Source organism: Yoonia sp. (assembly GCF_036770585.1).
Lineage (GTDB): Bacteria > Pseudomonadota > Alphaproteobacteria > Rhodobacterales > Rhodobacteraceae > Yoonia.
This window is the reverse complement of record NZ_DAIPIW010000029.1, coordinates 16,753-32,947: the sequence shown is the minus strand read 5'-3', so window position 1 is coordinate 32,947 and position 16,195 is coordinate 16,753. Positions and strand designations below refer to the sequence as shown.

Sequence of the window (16,195 nt, the reverse complement as noted above, 5' to 3'; positions counted from 1 at the left end):
CCCGGGCCGCTTTCGCAGGCGATCTGTCTCGAGGTGCCCTCGGGCGGGAGTTTCGCCGGTGTCTCGCAGGATCTTCTGGAGCGCGGGGCGATCAATTCGGCGTTCATCTTCGAGGCGGGGGCGGATTACAGCGAAAAATCTGGTTTGCTGAAAGCGGGGCGGTTCCGTGTGCCGGAAGCGGCCACCATGGAAGAGATCGTCGATATCGTCACGCGCGGCGGACGCAATACCTGCGGGGCCGAGGTGATCTATCGCGTCGGCATCAACCGGACGTTGGTCGATGTGCGCGAGCTTGATCCGGCCACCAACCAATTCGCGGAGATCGCGAGTTTCATCATTGTCGAAGAGGAACCGCCTGCGGAATACCTCGCGTTGAAGGACGACGGGTCGGCCTCTTTTCGGGTCGTGATTGCGGAAGGGGCGACAAGCTGGCAGATCCTGAATGCGCTGTCGCAGCTTGATATCCTTGTCGCGGATATTGATGTCGTTCCGCCCGAAGGCTCGCTTGCGCCGCGCGATTATGAGGTGTCGGTGGGTGACACGGTGTCATCCATTCTGGCCGACATGACCGACGTGCAGACCGCGATCCTGACCCAAGCCTGGGAAAACAGGGCCGAGGGTCTGCCGCTTTCGACACCGGAAGAGGCGCTGATTCTCGCCTCGATCATCGAGAAGGAAACCAGCGTCCCGGACGAGCGGGCACAGGTCGCGAGCGTCTTTGTCAATCGCCTGAACCGCGGGATGCGTTTGCAGACGGACCCGACGGTGATCTATGGCATCAATCAGGGTGTCGGTGTCCTGGGACGTGGGTTGCGACAAAGTGAACTTCGCGCGGCAACCCCTTGGAATACCTATGTGATCGAGGGTCTTCCTCCGACGCCGATCGCGAACCCCGGGCGCGCGGCGATCGAGGCGGCGCTGAACCCCGATACCACCGCCTATATCTTCTTTGTGGCCGATGGCACCGGCGGTCATGCCTTCGCGACGAACCTTGACGATCACAACCGCAATGTCGCCCGCTGGCGCCAGATCGAGGCAGAGCGTGCCACCCAAGAAAGCGACGGCTAGACCGGCAAAAGCTTAGAAATTGGTGAAGGGGCCGGTCGCGTGTTGCGTCCGGCCCTTTGACTTTTGCCATTTTTGTCAGTATGTTACGAGGGCTAGATATCGGGTTCCGGCCCGAGACTCGCCTGGGGCGGAAGACCCATTACAGGCAGAACTTCAATGACAGACGAAACCAGAGGTGCGGGCGGGCCCGTATCGGATGAAGAAGCGCGTTTGAGGGAACTCAGAGTGCTGACAGGGGACATGCGTGTCCTCTTGCAGGACATGGTTCAGGCAGCGCGGGATGATCCGGCAGCGGTGAAACCGGCAGACCTAATCAGAAAACTTGGGGAATTGCATTCGGCGCATTTGAAGGTGCTCGAAAAAGAGGAGGCCTTCCATGCCAGACTTGGAAAAGACGGGGGTGAGCCCATCGACTACGACGCGATCCGTGCTTCGATCGGGCGCAAGCTTGATCGGATCCGTGCCGCGCGCGACGCAGAAGGCGTTTCTGGCGGGGCTGACTGAGGCGGAACTTGTCGCATTGCCCAACCTGTTCGAGTTCTGGGCGCTGGATCATCAGACCCCGCCGGGTGGCGAATGGCGCACCTGGACGATTCTGGGGGGACGTGGTGCGGGCAAGACCCGGGCGGGGGCGGAATGGGTGCGGGCCATGGTCGAGGGGCCGAAACCGCTTGATGCGGGGCTGGTGCGCCAAGTGGCACTGGTCGGCGAGACGATGGATCAGGCGCGCGAGTTGATGGTCTTCGGCGACAGCGGGATCATGGCCTGTGCGCCGTCCGACCGGCGTCCGGACTGGCAGGCGGGGCGGCGGATGCTGGTCTGGCCCAACGGGGCCGAGGCGCAGGTCCTGTCGGCGCATGATCCCGATGCCTTGCGCGGGCGGCAGTTCGAGGCGCTTTGGGCCGATGAACTGGCCAAGTGGAAGCGTGCGCAAGAGGCCTGGGACATGCTGCAATTCGGCTTGCGGCTGGGGGATGATCCGCGGGCCTGTGTCACCACCACGCCAAGGCGGTCTGCCTTGCTGGAGGGGCTGTTGCAGCGCAATTCGACGGTGATGACCCATGCGCCGACGCAGGCCAACAGGGCAAACCTTGCGGCGAGTTTTATCGCTGAGGTCGTGGCGCGCTATGGCGGCACGCAGTTGGGCCGGCAGGAGATCGCGGGCGAGTTGCTGTCCGAGATCGAGGGGGCCTTGTGGTCGTTTGAGATGATCCAACGTGCGGAACAGGTGCCGAAACTGGACCGGATCGTTGTGGCCATTGATCCGCCTGCCACCGCGACGGCGCAGGCGGATGCCTGCGGGATTGTCGTGGCGGGCGTCGCGATGGCGGGACCGGTGCAGGACTGGCGGGCGGTGGTGCTGGAGGATGCTTCGGTCGCGGGGCTGAAGCCCTTGGGCTGGGCCGAGGTCGCTGTGGCGGCGTTCCACCGGCATGGGGCGGACCGGCTGGTGGCAGAGGTCAACCAGGGCGGTGACATGGTCGAGGATGTCTTGCGGCAGGTCGATCCGCTGTTGCCCTATCGCGGGGTCAGGGCCTCGCGGGGGAAGGTCGCTAGGGCGGAACCTGTGGCGGCCCTCTACGAGCAGGGGCGGGTGAGCCATGTCGCTGGCCTCGATCAACTAGAGGATCAGATGGTGCAGATGACCTCGGGTGGGTATGCGGGCCGTGGCTCGCCTGACCGTGTCGATGCGCTGGTCTGGGCCTTGCATGATCTGATGATTGCCCCTGCTGCGGCATGGCGCAATCCGCAGATTCGCACCCTTTGAAAGCTGTTGCGGGGCGCACCGTGCGCCCCGTTTCAGGGTTGCGAACGTCTTTCCCGCAAATTGGTTTTCGTGAACTGCAGATGGTCCCCAAGGGATCGGCGCAAGGGAGAATTGCATGTTTGATTGGATGCGCCGCAAGGGGCCGGAACAGGGGGTCGAGGTCAAGGCCTCGGCTGCCGGGCGGGTCGCGGCACTGGGGGCTGCGGGCCGTGTGATGTGGTCGCCGCGGGATGTGGCCTCGCTGACCAAGGCGGGGTTTACGGGCAATCCGGTGGGGTTTCGCGCGGTCAAGCTGATTGCAGAGGCAGCGGCGGCGATTCCGGTCATCGTGCAGGATGCGGGCCAGAGGTTCGAGCAGCATCCCGTGCAGGCGCTGCTGGCGCGTCCCAATGCGGGGCAGGGTCGGGCCGAGATGTTCGAGGCCTTGTTCGGGCAGTTGTTGCTGACGGGGAACGGATATCTCGAAGCGGCTTTGGCCGAGGACGCGGTGCCGGTGGAACTGCATGTGCTGCGGTCGGACCGCATGTCGGTGGTGCCCGGCGCGGATGGCTGGCCGGTGGCCTATGAATACGCGGTCGGCGGGCGCAAGCATCGCTTTGCGGTGACCGAGGGCATCAGCCCGATCTGCCATATCAAGAGCTTTCATCCGCAGGACGATCACTATGGCATGTCCGCCCTGACAGCGGCGGCGGCGGCGATCGATGTGCATAACGCGGCCTCGCGCTGGTCGAAGGCCTTGCTGGACAATGCCGCGCGGCCTTCGGGGGCGATCGTCTATTCCGGCGCCGACGGGCAGTCTTCGCTGACGCCGGATCAATATGACCGGTTGCTGATGGAGATGGAGACGCAGCATCAGGGCGCGCGCAATGCGGGGCGGCCGATGCTGCTGGAAGGGGGGCTCGACTGGAAGCCGATGGGCTTTTCGCCCTCGGACATGGAGTTCCAGAAGACCAAGGAAGCGGCGGCGCGCGAGATTGCCGTGGCTTTCGGGGTGCCGCCGATGATCCTGGGGATCCCCGGCGACGCGACTTACGCGAATTATCAAGAGGCGAACCGCGCCTTCTATCGCCTGACCGTGCTGCCGCTGGTGTCGCGGGTATTCGAGGCGCTGTCGGGCTGGATGTCCGAGGTTGCGGGCATGGATATCGTGCTGCGCCCCGATCTTGATCAGGTGCCCGCCCTGACCGCCGAGCGCGATGCCCAGTGGCGCCGCGTGAGTGATGCGGATTTTCTGACCGAAGCGGAAAAGCGCAGCATTTTGGGCCTGCCACCACGCGAGCCGTGCCATGGATCCTAAGGTCGTCGATATCTCGGGCAAGCCGCGTGTCGCGCCTTTGCCGGGGCAGGACTTCTGGTTCGCGCAAGTGGACCACCGTCTGGGCCGGATCGAGGGGATGGTGTTCCGCCTCGAACGGCTTGTCTGGGTCCTTGTCTGCGGCAGCGCGGCGCTGGTGATCTTTGAAATCGTGAACGTTTTGAGCAAGGGGGCCAACTGATGTTGGAACACAAGTTTTGCAGCCTTGGCGGCGAGATCGCCGTCACCGATGGCACGGTGATCAGCGGCTATGCCTCGCTGTTCGGCGCGCCCGATCAGGGTGGCGATATCGTCGAGCGGGGGGCCTATGCGGCCTCGCTGGCCAAGGGGCGCGGCGTCAAGATGCTGTGGCAGCATGATCCGGCCCAGCCCATCGGCGTCTGGGACGAGGTCCGCGAGGATGCCAAGGGCCTTTGGGTCAAGGGCCGGTTGCTGACGGATGTGGCCAAGGGCCGCGAGGCGGCGTCCCTGATTGCGGCGAAAGCGATTGACGGGCTGTCGATCGGCTATCGCACGCTGAAGGCGCGCAAGGATGATGCAGGCCAGCGCCGCCTGACCGAACTGGAGCTTTGGGAGGTGTCGCTGGTGACCTTTCCGATGCTGCCCGATGCCCGCGTCGGCGCGAAAGCGGATGACCCCGAAAATGCGGTGATGGCGATGCTGGCAGAGGCCTTCGAGACGGCCCGCGCGAGCCTTGCCAACCCGAAGAGTTAGACCCGAAAGGACAATCAGATGAGCAATCCCGAGACCAAGTCCCGGGCCGGGGATGATCTGTCCCCCGCCCAGGCGCTGACGGCTGCCATGACCGGCTTCATGAGCGATTTCAAGGCGTTCTCGCATGACGTGAAGGCGCAACTTCAAGAGCAGGATACACGAATGACCAAGCTTGACCGAAAGACGATGATGACCGCACGCCCTGCCTTGGCGCAGGCGGCCAGCGAGGAAGCCCCGCATCAGAAGGCCTTTGCCGCCTATCTGCGATCCGGCGATGATGACGGGCTGCGCGGCCTTGCGATCGAAGGCAAGGCGATGAGCACGGCGGTCGCTGCCGATGGCGGCTATCTGGTCGATCCGCAGACGGCGGCGACGATTCAGGGCACGCTGTCCTCGACCGCCTCGATCCGGTCGATCGCTTCGGTGGTGAATGTCGATGCGACCTCTTTCGATGTGCTGGTCGATCATTCCGAGATGGGCGCCGGCTGGGCCAGCGAAACGGCGGCGCGCACCGAGACCGATACGCCGCAGATCGAGCGGATCTCGATCCCGCTGCATGAGCTTTCCGCGCTGCCGAAGGCCTCGCAGCGTCTGCTGGATGACAGTGCTTTCGATATCGAAGGCTGGCTGGCGGGGCGGATCGCCGACAAGTTCGCGCGCTCGGAAGCGGCGGCCTTCGTCAGCGGTGACGGGATCGACAAGCCGAAGGGTTTTCTGTCCTACCCCACCATCGGCAATGACAGCTGGAGCTGGGGCAGCCTTGGCTATGTGCCATCAGAGACCACCGGCGGGATCACCCGCGCCGATCCGATCATCGATCTGGTCTATGCGCTGGGGGCCAACTATCGCGCCAATGCCAAGTTCGTGATGAACTCGAAGACCGCCGGTCACGTCCGCAAGCTGAAGGACAACGATGGCCGCTTTGTCTGGGCCGATGGTCTGGCCTTGGGTGAACCTGCGCGTCTGCTGGGCTATCCGGTGCTGATTGCCGAGGACATGCCCGATATCGACGACGCGGCGATGGCGATTGCCTTTGGTGACTTCGCGGCAGGCTATACCGTGGCCGAGCGTCCCGACCTGCGCGTGCTGCGTGATCCGTTCTCGGCCAAGCCGCATGTGCTGTTTTATGCCACCAAGCGTGTCGGCGGTGCGGTCAGTGATTTCGCGGCGATCAAGCTGATGAAATTCGCGGTCAGCTAAGGCTGGCCTTGCGAAAGGCGGGGGCCCATGGCCCTTGCCGTTCCCCGGGCGCGCATACGGCAATCCTTCGCATTGTCTAGCTTACCCTTCCGTCCGAGCAATGCGGAGGGCGGGTGCCCGGGGGATCATACTCCATAAGTGATTTCGGAGCGATTCCATGATGTTAGTCGAAGTGACCCATGTGAGCCAGGCGGCTTTGCCGGTCGATCAGTTCAAAGAATACCTGCGCCTGGGCACAGGGTTCGCCGATGGCAGCTTGCAGGATGGTCTGCTCGAAAGTCATCTGCGGGCGGCCATGGCGGCGATCGAGGCCCGCACGGGGAAGATCCTGATTGCGCGCGACTTTCGCTGGGATGTGAGTGTCTGGCGCAACGCCGAAGGGCAGGTCCTGCCGGTCTCGCCGGTGACGGATGTGACCGAGGTGGTGTTGATCAATCGCCACGGGGCGGAACTGCAGGTCGATCCCGACCGCTGGTTCCTGCAACCCGACCAGCATCGCCCGATGATCTGTCCACTGGGTGGTGATCTGCCGGATGTGCCGCGGGGCGGTGCCGTGCGGATCATGCTGACGGCGGGATATGGGCCCGAGTGGTCCGATCTGCCGCGCGATCTGGCGCAGGCGGTGATCATTCTTGCCGGTCACTTTTACCAGAACCGGTTTTCCGGTCACGAACATTCGGGGATGCCAGAAGTCGTCCGCGCCCTGATCGAGGGCTACCGCAACCTGCGTCTGTTCATGGGTGGTGCCCATGGCTGAGCCTGTGATGAACCGCGCCCTTGTGCTGGAAGCGCCTTTGAAGGTCGCGGATGGTGCGGGCGGATATGAGCGCACCTGGGAGCCGCTTGGCGTTCTCTGGGCCGAGATCAGGGCGGCGACAGGCCGCGAGGTGCTGGCGGGGCAGGCCACACGCAGCCGGGTGCCGCTGAAGATCACGGTGCGGGCGGCGCCCCATGATGCGCCCTCGCGGCCCAAGGCGGGACAGAGGTTCCTGTCGGGCGCGCAGGTCTTCAACATTCTGGCGGTGACCGAAGCGGGCACACATGCGCAATATCTGCTCTGCCATGCGGACGAGGAGGTCGCCCCATGAGCTATGCAGTGGCGGCGGCGCTTCAGACCGCGATCTATGACAGGCTGACGGGGGATGCCGCTGTCGGGGGTTTGGTCGGTGATGCGGTCTATGACGCGCTTCCGGACGGGGCCTTGCCTGCGCTTTACGTGATCCTCGGGGCGGAGGATGTGCGGGATGCCTCGGACAAGACGGGCGGCGGCGCAGAGCATCGGCTGGTGATTTCCGTCGTGACGGAGCGCGCGGGCTTTGCTGCGGCCAAGGCTGTGGCTGCGGCGGTCAGCGATGCGCTGGTCGATGCCGACCTCACGCTGACCCGTGGCCGGCTTGTGGCGCTGCACTTTGTCAAGGCGCGGGCCTTGCGGGTGGGCACGGGCAGCATCCGCCAGATCAACCTGACATTCAATGCGCGCGTCTCGGACGACGCCTGAACCAAACATTCATTCAAGGAGAGGCGGCATGGCTGCACAGAATGGCAAGGACCTTTTGGTCAAGATCGATATGACGGGCGGCGGGTCATTCCAGACCGTCGCCGGATTGCGGGCCACGCGGTTGAGCCTAAATGCGGAATCCGTGGATGTGACCTCGCTTGAAAGCACGGGCGGCTGGCGCGAGCTTTTGGGCGGGGCGGGGATGAAGACGGCGGCGATTTCCGGCTCGGGTGTGTTCAAGGACGCCGACACCGACGAACGGGCGCGGCAGATCTTTTTCGCAGGCGAGACGCCGGAATTTCAGGTGATCGTGCCGGATTTCGGGACCATCGAGGGCAAATTCCAGATCACCTCGATCGAATATGCAGGCTCGCACAATGGCGAGGCGACCTATGAGATGGCGCTGGCCTCGGCCGGACCGCTGACATTCCTGGCGCTGGTCTGATGGCGAACCCCTATGCCGGAGAGGTGATCGTCGAGATCGACGGTCTGCGCCACCAGTGCAAGCTGACGCTGGGGGCATTGGCGGAGCTGGAGGCGGGACTGGCGACGGGGTCGCTGGTGGATCTTGTGCGGCGTTTCGAGACTGCGGGGTTTTCCGGCGCGGATGTGCTGGCCGTCATCGTCGCCGGTCTGCGTGGCGGCGGCTGGCAGGGGACTGCGGCGGATCTGGTGCGGGCCGATATCGCGGGCGGACCGATTGGCGCGGCGCGTGCAGCGGCGATGCTTTTGGCGCGGGCCTTTGCGCTGCCCGAAGCCTGATGGACTGGCGCGGGTTGATGCAGGCGGGGCTTTGCGGGCTGCGCCTGACGCCGGCGCAGTTCTGGGCGCTGACGCCGGTGGAATTGCAGATGATGCTGGGGCTGTCGGGATCGGCGGCACCGATGTTGCGGGCGCGGCTGGATGATCTGCTGGCGGCCTTTCCTGATGAGGATGTGAAAGATGGATGAAATCGACGCACTCGACGCGCTGGAAAGCGATGTGGCCGCATTGGAGCGGGCCTTGGGCGATACCTCGGCGATGACGCAGGCGTTTTCGGATGAGTTGCGGCTGGTGCAGGGCAGTCTGCGCGAGACCACGCGCGATCTGGGCAACCTCGAACGCGGCTTTTCCAGTGGTTTGCGCCGTGCCTTCGACGGGCTGGTGCTGGGGGGCGAGAGCCTTTCGGATGTGCTGGGCGGGCTGGCCGAAAAGATGAGCCAGACGGTATATGCAAACGCCATCAATCCGGTGACGGACCACTTCGGCGGGATGCTGGCCGGGGGGCTGAATGCCTTGGTGTCGGGGCTGATGCCCTTCGGCGCAGGCGGGAGCTTTTCCCAAGGGCGCGTGATGCCCTTTGCCAAGGGTGGTGTGGTCAGCGGTCCCACCAGCTTTCCGATGCGCGGCGGTGCCGGTCTGATGGGTGAAGCAGGGCCAGAGGCGATCATGCCGCTGGCGCGCGGGCCGGATGGGTCCTTGGGCGTGCGCGGAGCGGGCGGCGGGGCTGTCACGGTCAACATGAACATCACCACCCCTGACGTTGCCGGTTTCCAGCGCAGTTCGGCGCAGATTGCAGCGCAGATGAGCCGCGCCCTGGCCCGTGGCCAGCGCCACCAATAGGAGCAAGAGATGACATTCCACGAGATCAGATTTCCCGCCTCCCTGAGCTTTGGCGCCCTTGGCGGGCCCGAGCGGCGGACCGAGATCGTCACCCTCGCCAATGGCTTCGAGGAACGCAACACGCCCTGGGCCCATGCGCGCAGGCGGTATGATGCGGGGCTGGGGCTGCGCTCGATGGATGATGTGGAGGACCTGATCGCGTTCTTCGAAGCGCGGCAGGGGCAATTGATCGGCTTTCGTTGGAAGGACTGGAGCGACTACCGCTCGTGCTTTCCAAGCCAGCAGATTGATCCCGATGACCAGTTGCTGGGCATGGGGGACGAGGTGCGGAGGGCGTTTCAACTGGTGAAACACTATCGGTCCGGCACCGTCACCTATACCCGCCCGATCACGAAACCGGTGGCGGGGTCCGTCCGCATTGCCATTGGCGGCGTGCCGATGGTGGAAGGCGTGGATTACACGCTGGATCTGACGAGTGGCGTGGTGACCTTTGACACCGCCCCCGACGAGGAAGCAGAGGTGCGTGCGGGCTTTGCCTTCGACGTGCCGGTCCGCTTTGACACCGATGCCATCCTGATCGCCGCCTCGCGGTTCGAGGCTGGGGAAATCCCCAATGTCCCCGTGGTGGAGATCCGGATATGAGCCGCGACGATCTTTTCGCGCATCTGGCGACCGGTGCCACGCACAGTTGCCGTTGCTGGGAAGTCCGCCGCCTTGACGGTGTGCGGCTGGGGTTCACCGATCACGATCTGCCGCTGGTCTTCGAGGGGCTGACCTTCACGCCGCAGGGCGGGCTGTCGGCGCGGGCCTTGACCAGCAGTGCGGGGCTGTCGGTGGACAATACCAGCGCTTTGGGCATCCTGTCGGACCAGCGGATTTCCGAAGCCGATATCGCGGCGGGGCGGTTTGACGGGGCAGAGGTCACGGTCTGGCTGGTGTGCTGGGATGACGTGGCGGCGCGCCAGGTCCAGTTTCGCGGCACGATCGGCGAGATCACGCGCGCGGGCGGGGCCTTCGAGGCGGAACTGAACGGTCTGGCCGAGCCGCTGAACCAGCCTGTCGGACGCACCTACCTGCGCAGTTGTGCCGCCTTGCCGGGCGATGCGGCTTGCGGCGTAGATCTGGGTGATCCGGCCTATCGGTTCGATCATGTTTTGGACCAGCCGCTGACCGGCGCGACTTTCGCCATGCCGGACGGCGGATTTGCCGATGGCTGGTTCGCGCAAGGTTTATGCGAGGTTGTTGCGGGACCGGCCAAGGGATTGCGGCAGGCGATACGGTCGGATCAGCTACGCGACGGGCAGCGCCTTGTCGGATTGTGGGCGCCGTTTCCGGTGCCGCTGGCGGCGCAGGACCGTCTGCGCCTGACAGCCGGATGTGACCGCCGTGCGGCGACCTGCAAGGCGAAGTTCGACAACTTCCTGAATTTCCGCGGCTTTACCGACATGCCGGGCGAGGATTGGTTGGTCGGCGTGCCGCGCTCTGGCGGGGTGAATACCGGCGGGAGCCTTGTGCGATGACCGCGCCTTCCATCGCTTTGGCGCGCGCGTGGATCGGGACGCCTTATGTGCATCAGGCCTCGGTTCAGGGGGTGGGATGCGACTGTCTGGGCCTGTTGCGCGGGGTCTGGCGGGGCCTTTATGGGGCCGAGCCCGAGGCCGTGCCGCCCTATACCCCCGATTGGGCCGAGCCGCAGGGGGATGAGCGTCTTTTGGCGGCGGCCTTGCGGCATTTGCAGCCAGCCGGGCGCGACTGGGAGCCGGGGCAGGTCCTGCTCTTCCGGATGCGGCGCGGGGCTGTGGCCAAGCATGTGGGTCTTTTGTCCCAGGCGGGTGACCGTCCGGCATTCATCCATGCCTATACCGGCCATGGTGTCGTCGAAAGCCCGCTTTCCGATCCATGGCGCCGCCGCGTGGCGGCTCGGTTTGAATTTCCCTTGAAAGGTTGACGATATGGCGACGATTGTACTTTCCGCCGCCGGCATGGCGCTGGGCGGATCGATTGGTGGTTCGGTGCTGGGGTTGTCGATGGCGACGATCGGCCGTGCGGCTGGGGCGGCCCTTGGCCAGCGCATCGACCAGACCTTGCTGGGCAGCGGCAGTGCGGCGGTCGAGACCGGGCGGATCGACCGCTTTCGCATCACCAGCGCGGCCGAGGGGGCCGATGTCCAGCGCGTCTATGGTCGGATGCGGGTTGCGGGGCAGGTAATCTGGGCCACGCAGTTCTTCGAGGACACCACGACCACCGGCGGCGGCAAAGGCAGCCGACCCACCCCCACGACGACGACCTACAGCTACTCGGTCAGCCTTGCGGTGGCACTGTGTGAGGGCGTGATCTCCGGGATCGGGCGGGTCTGGGCGGATGGGGCCGAAATCTCGCCCGAGGTGCTGAACATGCGGGTCTATCGAGGGTCAGACGACCAGCAGCCGGATCCCAAGATCGCCGCCGTCGAGGGGGCAGAGAATGCCCCGGCCTATCGCGGGATCGCCTATGTCGTCCTGGAGGACCTGGCCCTGGGGCAGTTCGGCAATCGGATTCCGCAACTGACCTTCGAGGTCGTCCGGAGCGCGGCTGATGAAATCTGGGGACAGGTGCAGGGCGTCGTGCTGGGGGATGGCTGCGGCGAATACGGGCTGGCCGTGACCCAGTTGCATGGCGCAGGGACGGATGGCGTCCAGCGCGCGCTGAATACCCATTCGCCCCTTGGCGGCAGTGATTTTGCGGTGGCGGTCGATGCGATGCAAAGGGATTTGCCGGGCTTGGGGTCCGTGGTGCTGCCCGTCGCATGGTTCGGTGATGATCTGCGCTGCGCGAGCTGTGCCGTCGCGCCGATGGTCTCGGAGGGTCTTGTGACCTCGGATGCGATGCCATGGCGCGTTGGCGGGATCGCTGCAACGGCGCTGCCTGCGGGGATGCGCGGCACGCCGACGGACAGGGCGGTGCGCGAAGCGATCGCGGACCTGCAGGCGCGCGGGCTTGCGGTGACGCTTGAGCCCCGCTTGCGGATGATCCAAGAGGCGGGGAACGGCCTGCCGGACCCATGGGGGGACGCGGAACAGGCCGCGACACCGTGGTGCGGGCGGCTGACGCTGTCGGTGGCGGCTGGTGAAGACGGCTCGCCCGATGGCACGGCAGCGGCGGTGGCAGAGATCGCGGCCTTCTTCGGTGCTGCGAGTGCGGCGGATTTTCAGATCGCGGGCCAGCAGGTGACCTATCAGGGTGCGGCGGGGGGCTATCGGCGGATGGTGCTGCACTATGCGCATCTGGCGCTGGCTGCGGGTGGTGTCGACAGCTTCCTGATCGGCACCGATCTTGCGGGACTGACCCGTATCCGCGACGCGGACGGGAACTTTCCCGCCGTCGCCGCGCTGCGGGCCCTGGCGGCGGATGTGCGCGCGATCCTTGGGCCGGATTGCCGGATCGGTTATGCCGCCGACGGGGCAGAGGCGCTGGGCTATACCCCGCCCGGCACGCAGGATCGGCTGTTTCCGCTCGATCCGCTTTGGGCCGATGCGCAGATCGATTTCGTTGGGATCAACGCCCGCATGCCGCTGTCCGACTGGCGCGAGGGCGAGGATCACCGCGACGCTGCCGCCGGATCGGTGCACGATCTGACCTACCTTCAGGGGAACGTCGCGGGCGGCGAGGGCTATGACTGGCACTATCCCACTCCCGAGGCGCGGGCCGCGCAGCGGCGGGTTCCTATCATGGACCCTGACGGCGAGGACTGGGTCTGGCGGACCAAGGACTTCCGTGGCTGGTGGGACAACCCGCATCATCCGCGTGTGGATGGCGTCCGCCTGTTGCAGGCGACGGATTGGGTGCCGCAGGGCAAGCCGATCCGGATGCTCTCGCTGGGGTGCCGCGCTGTCGATCTGGGGACGAATACGCCCGATCCTGCGGTCCTGGGCCGCGAACTGCCGCACTATGCGCAAGGCATCAGGGACGATCTGATCCAGCAGCAATATCTGCGTGCGGTTCTTGGGCATTATGCGGCAGAGAATCCGGTGTCGCAGGTCTATGGCGGCCCGATGATGGACCTTGCCCATGCCCATGCGCGCTGCTGGGATCCGCGGCCGTTTCCGTTCTTTCCGACAAACCTTGGTCAATGGCCCGATGGCGGCACATATCCGGTGGGCGCGACCCTGAACGGGCGGGCGAGCGGGCGCAGCCTTGCCTCGGTCGTGGCCGAGATCTGTGATGGCGCAGGCGTGAGACATTACGATGTCTCGCAGCTCTTCGGTGTTGTGCGCGGCTACATGCAAAGCGGTGTGGAAACAGGGCGGGCAGGGTTGCAGCCGCTGATGCTGGCCTTCGGGTTCGAGGCGGTGATGCGCGACGGGGTGCTTGTGTTCCGCGCGCAACGCGGGACGGTCGCGGCGGAGCTTGATCCGCTCTGGCTGGCGCGTGATCCCGACAGTGACGAGCATCTGCGCCTGACCCGCGCGCCCAAGGCGGCGCTGGCGGGGCGGGTGCAGGTCGGGTTTCTCGATGCCGATGCCGATTATGCGCCCATGGTCCGCGAGGCCGCGCTGCCGGATGATCCGGCGCCGACCCTGAACCGCAGCGAGTTTCCACTGGTGATGACCGCCGCCGAGGGGGGCGACTGCGTGGCACGCTGGTTGCAGGAGGCAAGGGCCGGGCGCGACACGGTGCAGTTTTCGCTGCCGCCCTCGCGGCAGGCGCTGGGCGCGGGGGATATCGTGGCGATCGACGGGGCCACATACCGCATCGCGCGGATCGAAGAGGCCGGCGTGCGGCTGGTCGAGGCGGCGCGGGTCGCCACGCAGACCGCGGGGGCGACCGGGGTCGAGGATATCAGCCCATCGCGGCCCGTGGCCTTCGCGGCCCCTGTGCCCGCCGAGATGCTGTTCATGGACCTGCCGCTTCTGACCGGAGACGAGCAGCCCCATGCACCCCATGTCGCTGTCGCGGGCAACCCATGGCCGGGAAGCATCGCTCTTTACACTGCGGCGCAGGACAGCGGTTATGCGCTGGAGGGGCTGTACGAGCAGCCCTCGGTCATCGGTGTGACGGAAACGGTCTTGCCGGAAGGGCCGGTTGGGCTTTGGCAGCGCGTAGTGCTGCGTGTCGCCTTTTCGGGGGGCGCCTTGGCAAGTGCGACGCCAGAGGCCTTGCTGGCAGGGGCGAATACGCTGGCGATCGGCAGCGGTGCTGCGGGCGGCTGGGAGGTGATCCAGTTTCGCGATGCGACGCCGGTGGCCGGCGGCTATCTGCTGACGGGACTTCTGCGCGGCCAGAAGGGCAGTTGGGGCGAGATGCCCGGCAGTTGGCCCGTGGGCTCGCGTGTGGTGCTGCTGAATGGGGTGCCCCGCCAGTTGGGTCTCCCCAGTGCGGCGCGAGGGACCGAACGACACTTTCGCTTCGGGCCATCCTCGTCGCCGATGAGTGATGCAAGCTATCGCTATCAGGTGCACCGGTTCGACGGCGTCGGGTTGCGGCCTTACCCTGTCGTCCATCTGCGCGCCCATGACAACCCGGGCGCTGTCGATCTGTCGTGGATCCGCTGCACGCGGATCGACGGCGATATCTGGGACGGGGTCGAGGTGCCCTTGGGCGAGGACAGCGAAAGCTATCTGCTGCGGGTCCGCAAGGCCGGTGTGGTGGTGCGCGAGGTTCTGGTTTTGTCGCCTGCATGGACTTACCCTGCGGCCCAGATCGCCAGCGATATCGGTTCGGGTCCCTATACGGTTTGCGTGGCGCAAGTCTCGGCCCGGTTCGGGGCGGGGCCGGAGGTCGCCGTGGTCCTTGCTGCATGAGGCCGGTTTCGCTGGCCGATCTGGAGGTCGCCTTGCGGATGCTCTTGGCCGTGCCGGAGGAGGCGCGTCGGGACGCTGCACGTCGCCTTGTGGCAGCGGCGCAGGCCGGAGAGGGTCACCGCGCAGCGACGGGCCTTTTGCATCCGGAGTTTGGGTCGGGGACGTTGATGTCGGCGGCGCTGCGGCATCCGCTGGCCCCCAGACCTGCGGCCTACGACCGGTCGGTCCTGTCCGTTTTGTCTATTCTGATCAATGCGATAGATACCAAAGGCACCCATCACACCGATTGAACCTCCGCATCACGGGTTTATTCTTGGCTTGCAGCCCCTATCTGCATTACACCGTAAGGTGATTGCGACAGAGGACCCGCACCATGAGAAAGCTGCAGCCGAACCTGACCCAAGTCGATCCCGTCTGGCATCGCATCTGTGCCGAAGCGGAAGAGGCTGTCGCCAAGGAACCGCTGATGGGCGGGCTGATCCATGCGGGGATCCTGCATCACAAGTCGCTGGAAGGCGCGCTTGCCTACCGGATCTCGATGAAACTGGGCTCGGCAGAGATGTCCGAGCAGATCCTGCGCGAAATCGCGGATGAGGCCTATCGCACCTCGCCCGAACTGATCGAGGCGGCGCGCGCCGATATCGTGGCCACCTACGACCGCGACCCGGCCTGCCATCGGCTGATGAAGCCCTTGCTTTTCTTCAAGGGCTATCAGGCCATGCAGGCCTACCGGCTGGCGCATTGGCTGCACGAGCGTGATCGCAAGGACCTGGCCTTTTTCATCCAGATGCGCACATCCGAGATGTTCGGCGTGGACATTCACCCCGCCGCGAAGATCGGCAAGGGCATCATGATCGACCACGCCCATTCCATCGTGATCGGCGAGACGGCGGTGGTGGGGGACAATGTCTCGATGCTGCATTCGGTCACATTGGGCGGGACCGGCAAAGAGGACGACGACCGTCACCCCAAGATCGGCGACGGTGTCCTGATCGGTGCCGGTGCGCATGTGCTGGGCAATATCAAGATCGGCAATTGCAGCCGGATCGCCGCCGGTTCGGTTGTCCTGCAGGAAGTCCCCGCCAAGAAGACAGTGGCGGGTGTGCCTGCGAAAATCGTCGGAGAAGCGGGGTGTTCGCAGCCCTCGCTGACCATGGACCAGATCCTCAAATCCGTGATGTAGCGCGCAAGCTTGCAGCGCCGTTCCCGGATGCGATGCCGGAGCCTCCGGCGGGGATATTTGTGGGCCA

General features: G+C 65.4%; 20 protein-coding genes. All 20 read left to right on the top strand.

Annotated elements, in window-relative coordinates; all coding sequences use genetic code 11:
• On the top strand, positions 1-1,068 hold a 1,068-nt coding region (gene mltG, locus V7N12_RS07350; protein ID WP_333713737.1), incomplete at its 5' end, for an endolytic transglycosylase MltG.
• A 156-nt stretch (positions 1,069-1,224) separates the two neighbouring features.
• Positions 1,225-1,572 (top strand): hypothetical protein, encoded by a 348-nt coding sequence (locus tag V7N12_RS07345; protein WP_333713735.1) that lies wholly within the window; start codon positions 1,225-1,227, stop codon positions 1,570-1,572.
• Positions 1,517-2,836 carry a DNA-packaging protein gene (locus V7N12_RS07340; RefSeq protein ID WP_333713733.1) on the top strand — a complete coding sequence of 440 codons (1,320 nt, stop codon included), beginning with the start codon at positions 1,517-1,519 and terminating at the stop codon, positions 2,834-2,836. Before V7N12_RS07345 ends, V7N12_RS07340 begins: the two co-directional genes overlap by 56 nt.
• A gap of 115 nt (positions 2,837-2,951) precedes the next feature.
• A complete protein-coding gene (locus V7N12_RS07335; protein ID WP_333713732.1) occupies positions 2,952-4,133 on the top strand; it encodes a phage portal protein in 1,182 nt (393 codons plus the stop codon).
• On the top strand, positions 4,123-4,332 hold the full coding sequence (locus tag V7N12_RS07330; RefSeq protein ID WP_333713731.1) for a hypothetical protein: 210 nt from the start codon (positions 4,123-4,125) through the stop codon (positions 4,330-4,332). Before V7N12_RS07335 ends, V7N12_RS07330 begins: the two co-directional genes overlap by 11 nt.
• Positions 4,332-4,865, top strand: coding sequence for an HK97 family phage prohead protease (locus V7N12_RS07325; protein ID WP_333713730.1), 534 nt, complete (start codon positions 4,332-4,334; stop codon positions 4,863-4,865). The genes V7N12_RS07330 and V7N12_RS07325 overlap by 1 nt, the downstream gene beginning before the upstream one ends.
• A gap of 18 nt (positions 4,866-4,883) precedes the next feature.
• Positions 4,884-6,065: a phage major capsid protein gene (locus V7N12_RS07320; RefSeq protein ID WP_333713728.1), complete on the top strand. Its 1,182-nt coding sequence runs from the start codon at positions 4,884-4,886 to the stop codon at positions 6,063-6,065.
• Between the two features lie 157 nt (positions 6,066-6,222).
• Complete coding sequence (locus tag V7N12_RS07315; protein ID WP_333713726.1) at positions 6,223-6,822, top strand: head-tail connector protein; 600 nt, start codon at positions 6,223-6,225, stop codon at positions 6,820-6,822.
• Positions 6,815-7,153 (top strand): head-tail adaptor protein, encoded by a 339-nt coding sequence (locus V7N12_RS07310; RefSeq protein WP_333713724.1) that lies wholly within the window; start codon positions 6,815-6,817, stop codon positions 7,151-7,153. The genes V7N12_RS07315 and V7N12_RS07310 overlap by 8 nt, the downstream gene beginning before the upstream one ends.
• Positions 7,150-7,563 (top strand): DUF3168 domain-containing protein, encoded by a 414-nt coding sequence (locus tag V7N12_RS07305; RefSeq protein WP_333713722.1) that lies wholly within the window; start codon positions 7,150-7,152, stop codon positions 7,561-7,563. The genes V7N12_RS07310 and V7N12_RS07305 overlap by 4 nt, the downstream gene beginning before the upstream one ends.
• Positions 7,564-7,591: 28 nt before the next feature.
• On the top strand, positions 7,592-8,008 hold the full coding sequence (locus V7N12_RS07300; RefSeq protein WP_333713721.1) for a phage major tail protein, TP901-1 family: 417 nt from the start codon (positions 7,592-7,594) through the stop codon (positions 8,006-8,008).
• Positions 8,008-8,325 carry a gene transfer agent family protein gene (locus V7N12_RS07295; RefSeq protein WP_333713720.1) on the top strand — a complete coding sequence of 106 codons (318 nt, stop codon included), beginning with the start codon at positions 8,008-8,010 and terminating at the stop codon, positions 8,323-8,325. Before V7N12_RS07300 ends, V7N12_RS07295 begins: the two co-directional genes overlap by 1 nt.
• Positions 8,325-8,513: a rcc01693 family protein gene (locus tag V7N12_RS07290; protein ID WP_333713719.1), complete on the top strand. Its 189-nt coding sequence runs from the start codon at positions 8,325-8,327 to the stop codon at positions 8,511-8,513. Before V7N12_RS07295 ends, V7N12_RS07290 begins: the two co-directional genes overlap by 1 nt.
• Positions 8,506-9,165 carry a phage tail tape measure protein gene (locus V7N12_RS07285; protein ID WP_333713718.1) on the top strand — a complete coding sequence of 220 codons (660 nt, stop codon included), beginning with the start codon at positions 8,506-8,508 and terminating at the stop codon, positions 9,163-9,165. Before V7N12_RS07290 ends, V7N12_RS07285 begins: the two co-directional genes overlap by 8 nt.
• Positions 9,166-9,174: 9 nt before the next feature.
• Positions 9,175-9,807 (top strand): DUF2460 domain-containing protein, encoded by a 633-nt coding sequence (locus V7N12_RS07280; protein ID WP_333713717.1) that lies wholly within the window; start codon positions 9,175-9,177, stop codon positions 9,805-9,807.
• Entirely contained in the window at positions 9,804-10,685 is an 882-nt protein-coding gene (locus V7N12_RS07275; RefSeq protein ID WP_333713715.1) for a DUF2163 domain-containing protein, read from the top strand. Before V7N12_RS07280 ends, V7N12_RS07275 begins: the two co-directional genes overlap by 4 nt.
• Positions 10,682-11,113, top strand: coding sequence for a peptidase (locus V7N12_RS07270; protein ID WP_333713714.1), 432 nt, complete (start codon positions 10,682-10,684; stop codon positions 11,111-11,113). Before V7N12_RS07275 ends, V7N12_RS07270 begins: the two co-directional genes overlap by 4 nt.
• Before the next feature lie 4 nt (positions 11,114-11,117).
• Positions 11,118-14,945, top strand: a complete 3,828-nt coding sequence (locus V7N12_RS07265; RefSeq protein ID WP_333713712.1) for a baseplate multidomain protein megatron — start codon at positions 11,118-11,120, stop codon at positions 14,943-14,945.
• On the top strand, positions 14,942-15,235 hold the full coding sequence (locus tag V7N12_RS07260) for a DUF7742 family protein (RefSeq protein ID WP_333713711.1): 294 nt from the start codon (positions 14,942-14,944) through the stop codon (positions 15,233-15,235). Before V7N12_RS07265 ends, V7N12_RS07260 begins: the two co-directional genes overlap by 4 nt.
• Positions 15,236-15,318: 83 nt before the next feature.
• On the top strand, positions 15,319-16,128 hold the full coding sequence (cysE, locus tag V7N12_RS07255; protein WP_333713709.1) for a serine O-acetyltransferase: 810 nt from the start codon (positions 15,319-15,321) through the stop codon (positions 16,126-16,128).
• Positions 16,129-16,195: the final 67 nt, after the last annotated feature.